At 76.8% G+C, this 3,585-nt stretch carries 1 protein-coding gene; it reads right to left on the bottom strand.

Features of this window, described 5'->3' with window-relative positions:
- Positions 1-3,585 (bottom strand): hypothetical protein (locus WML84_RS13830; RefSeq protein WP_347346718.1); only part of this gene is annotated, 3,585 nt, incomplete at both ends.

The following is a 3,585-nucleotide window of genomic DNA, read 5'->3' as shown; positions in this document are numbered from 1 at the left end:
GAGCGCGCCGGAGGCGGCGAGCGCCGCGGCGGTGCGCGCGGTCGTGGTGACGCGAGCGATCGGCACGGCGGTGAAGGGGGCGACGGCGACGTCGGCCCCGCGGGCCGACCCCTGCGCGACGGCGCTCGTGTCGTCGGTCGCCTGCGCGGTGATCGCGACGGCGCCGGCGCCCGTGACCGCGGCGCCGAGCTCGGCGATCGTGTCGTGGTCGACGCTCGCGAGGGCGAACGCGGCGCCGATGCCGGTCGTCGGGGTGCCGACGCCCTCGTCGGCCAGCAGCGCGCGGGTCGTGGTGACCGCGGCCGAGGAGGCGCCGATCGTGAGGTCGGGGGCTGCTCCGGAGAGGACCGCGGAGGCTCCGCTGGCGAGGCTCGCGACCGTGCGGAGGACGATCACCGAGACGGCGACGGAGCCGGCGACGCTGAGGTCGCCTCCGCTTCCCGCGCCGCCCGTGGCGGTGGTCGAGAAGCGGTGGGTGCCGTCGGGGGCCTGCGACGCGTTCTGCGGGGCCGTCCCGGCGGTGAGCCGAAGGGATTCGGCGGTGATGACGGTGGAGGGGCCGACCTCCGCGCGGATGGACGCATCCGCGATCGTGATCGCCACGGCCGCTGCGATCGTGGTGCCGCTCGGGGGTCCACGGCTCGCCGGTCCCCCGGTCGCGGTCGACGTGGCGGCGACGTTGCCGAGCGCGTCGAAGGCGACCGCCTGCGCGGTGAGCGAGACGCCCGAGACCGCGACGGCCACATCGGTGTGCTGGACCGTGAGCGCCAGCGCGGCGGCGACCGTGACGACGCCCTGCGGCGTGCTGGGCGGTGCCGGATCGTCGCCGGGCCCGGTGCCGCCGGTGCCGTCGGGTGCGGCGCCGCTCGCCGGGGCGAGCCCGTCGCCGTAGGCGCGGGCGCCCGACGTGTGCGCCTGCGGGGTGGGCTGGTCGCCGTCGCCCGGGGCGCCGGTGGCGGAGCTCGTCGCGCTCGTGTCGGCGGAGACCGCGCCGGTCGCGGTCAGCGTGATGCTCCCGGCCGCGGTGACGTCGCGGGCGAGCTCGGCGCGCACGACGTGGTCGGCGAACGTGAGCGCGAGGACGATGCCGACCGCGGCGGCGGACTCGGCATCCGCGTTGCCGGCGGCGGTCGTCGTGACCGGCGAACGCTGGTCGACCGTGCCGGTGTACGCGCCGGCCAGCACGAGGGCGGGGCCGGTGCCCAGGCGTGCGAGCGTCACGACGTTCGCGATCGCGAGGGCGAGGACCGTCGCAATCGCCACGTCGGCGGCGGCGACGCCGCCGCGCGCCTCGGTCGTGACCGGAGAGACCGTGTGCGCGGTGAGGGCGAGGTCGCGGATGCCGGTGAGCACGGCGCCGTCGCCGACGGCCGCGGCGGCCGTGTCGTTGACGATGTTCACCGCGACGGTCGCGCCGATGCCGGTCGTGGCGCCGGCCTGCTCGCCGGGGAGCGCCCGTGCGACGTTCGCGGACTCGCTGCGCGCCGCGAGCACGACATCGGTCGCGGCTCCGGCGATCGTCGCTCCCGCGTCGACCGCGGCGCGCGTGACGAGCGACGCGATGTTGAGGGCGAGCGCGCCGGCTGCGCCGACGAGCGAGGCGCCGCCGGCCCCGGAGGTCGCGGCCGCTCGGTACTCGTCGGTGTCGCCCGGCATCCGCGGGGCGGCCGTGGCCGACGCCGCGACGCGTCCGGCGGCGATGGCGACCGAGCCGATCGTGGCGCTCGTGACCGCGCGCACGAGGTTGACGGCGACGGCGACCCCGACACCGGCGGAGGATCCGCCGACCGCGCTGCCGTCGGCCGCGGCCGACGCGGAGCCCGACGAGATCGCGTCGACGGTCGCGCCGGTGCCGCCGGCGCTCACCGCGAGCGGGGTGGCGGAGCCGATCGCGGCGACCGTCTCCTGGTCGAGGTTCGAGAAGGCCAGGGCGCCGGCGACGCCGATCGTGCCGTCCGGGGTCGAGGCGTAGCCCTCGGGCCGCTCGGGGGTCGCGGTGGTGTCGCTCGGGCTCGTGCCGTTCGCGGTGGCGCCGCCCGGGCTCGCGGTCGCGGTGGTGGTCAGCGCGTGCGTCGAGTCGGCCAGGAGCGAGAGCGCGCCGCCGGCGACGATGCCGAGCACCGAGGTCGTGTCGATCGTGGCCGAGGTGCGGGTCGTGGCCGACGTGGTCGCGATGCCGGCGCCGGCGGTCGCGGCCGAGGCGTCGGCGGCGGTGTGCACGGTCGTCGACGTCTTGGCGCTCAGCGACAGGTCGCCGCCCGCGGCGACCGACGCCTGGTCGGTGATCGAGGTGCGCGCGATCGTCTGTGCGACCGCGTGCGCGACGGCGGCGTCGAGCGCGGCGTCCGCGTCGGTCGCCGCTCCCGTCGAGGTCGTGTCGAGCACGACCGTGGCGGAGCTGGCGAGGTCGACGGCGCCGGTCGCGACGATGCGGCTCGTGCCGCCGACGACGACGGATGCCGTGGCCTCGCCCGTCCCGGTCGCGACACCGCTCGTCGCGGAAGGCGCGGACGTGTGCGCGGCGGTCGCCGTGAGACTCACCGTGTCGCCGATGAGCGTCGTGTCGACGAGCTCGATCGAGGCGTCGGCGGGCGTCGCGTCGGTCGACGTGCTCGTGGCGGTGATCGTGATGTCGCCGCCTTCGAGCACCGTCCCTGCGGCCGTGACGATCCGCGTCGCCTCGAAGCGGAAGTCCACTCCGAGGAACGAGATCAGCCCGGAGATGCGGATGATCGCGCCGATGCCGGTGGTCAGGATCGTGAACGAGACGCTCGGCCGCACCGAGTGCGACTCGAAGAAGTCGCCGAGGCTCTTCACGAGCAGGTAGCCGGGGTTCGCGGCATCCGGGCTCACGTCGATCGTGTCGCCGTCGGTCGCGTCGCTGAAGGTGAAGTCGGTCGTGTCGACGGGGGCCACGGGCTCGAGGCCCTCGTAGGCGATGAGCCGTCCGCCGGCGACGATCGTGCCCGACTGCGGACCGGTGGGCCGCGAGGTCACCGCCCCCTGGTCGCCGTCGAACCCGAGCGTGTCGTAGCCGCCGGCGCCGCCGTCGACGAGGTCGATCGAGCCGCTCGACGAGACGATGAACGTGTCGTCGCCGCCGGCCGCGCCGATCAGGGCGCTGAACCCGCGGAACGCCTGCGCTCCCGCGACGCCGCTGCCGGCGCCGGTGACGCGCCACGTGGTGTCGGCCGAGGGACCGGCGAGGACGCCGGTGCCGTCGGCGACCAGCTCGCCCACACCCGAGAACGCGACGCCGGCGACGGAGCCGCCGCCGGCGCCGTCGGTGGACCAGACGAGGCCCGAACCGCCGACGGCCAGCGAGCCGGCGGCGGTGACGGTGATCGGGACGCCGGCGTATGCCGGCAGCGTCACGCGGCCGCCCGCGGAGATCACGAGGCCCGTGACGGATGCCGCGGCGCGGCGCGTCTCGACCCCGTCGACGATCGCGACGACGTCGCCGCCGTCGAAGCGGACGATGACGTCGCCGGCCGCGGAGATCGACCACACGGCGGGCGCGTCCGTCGTGGGCGCGGCGGCGGGCTCCGGCGCCGGAGCGGGATCGGCGGCCGGCGCGGTCGTCGC

Source organism: Microbacterium sp. (genome assembly GCF_039812165.1).
Lineage (GTDB): Bacteria > Actinomycetota > Actinomycetes > Actinomycetales > Microbacteriaceae > Microbacterium.
The sequence above is the reverse complement of the archived record's forward strand: the minus strand, read 5'-3'. Positions and strand labels throughout refer to the sequence as shown.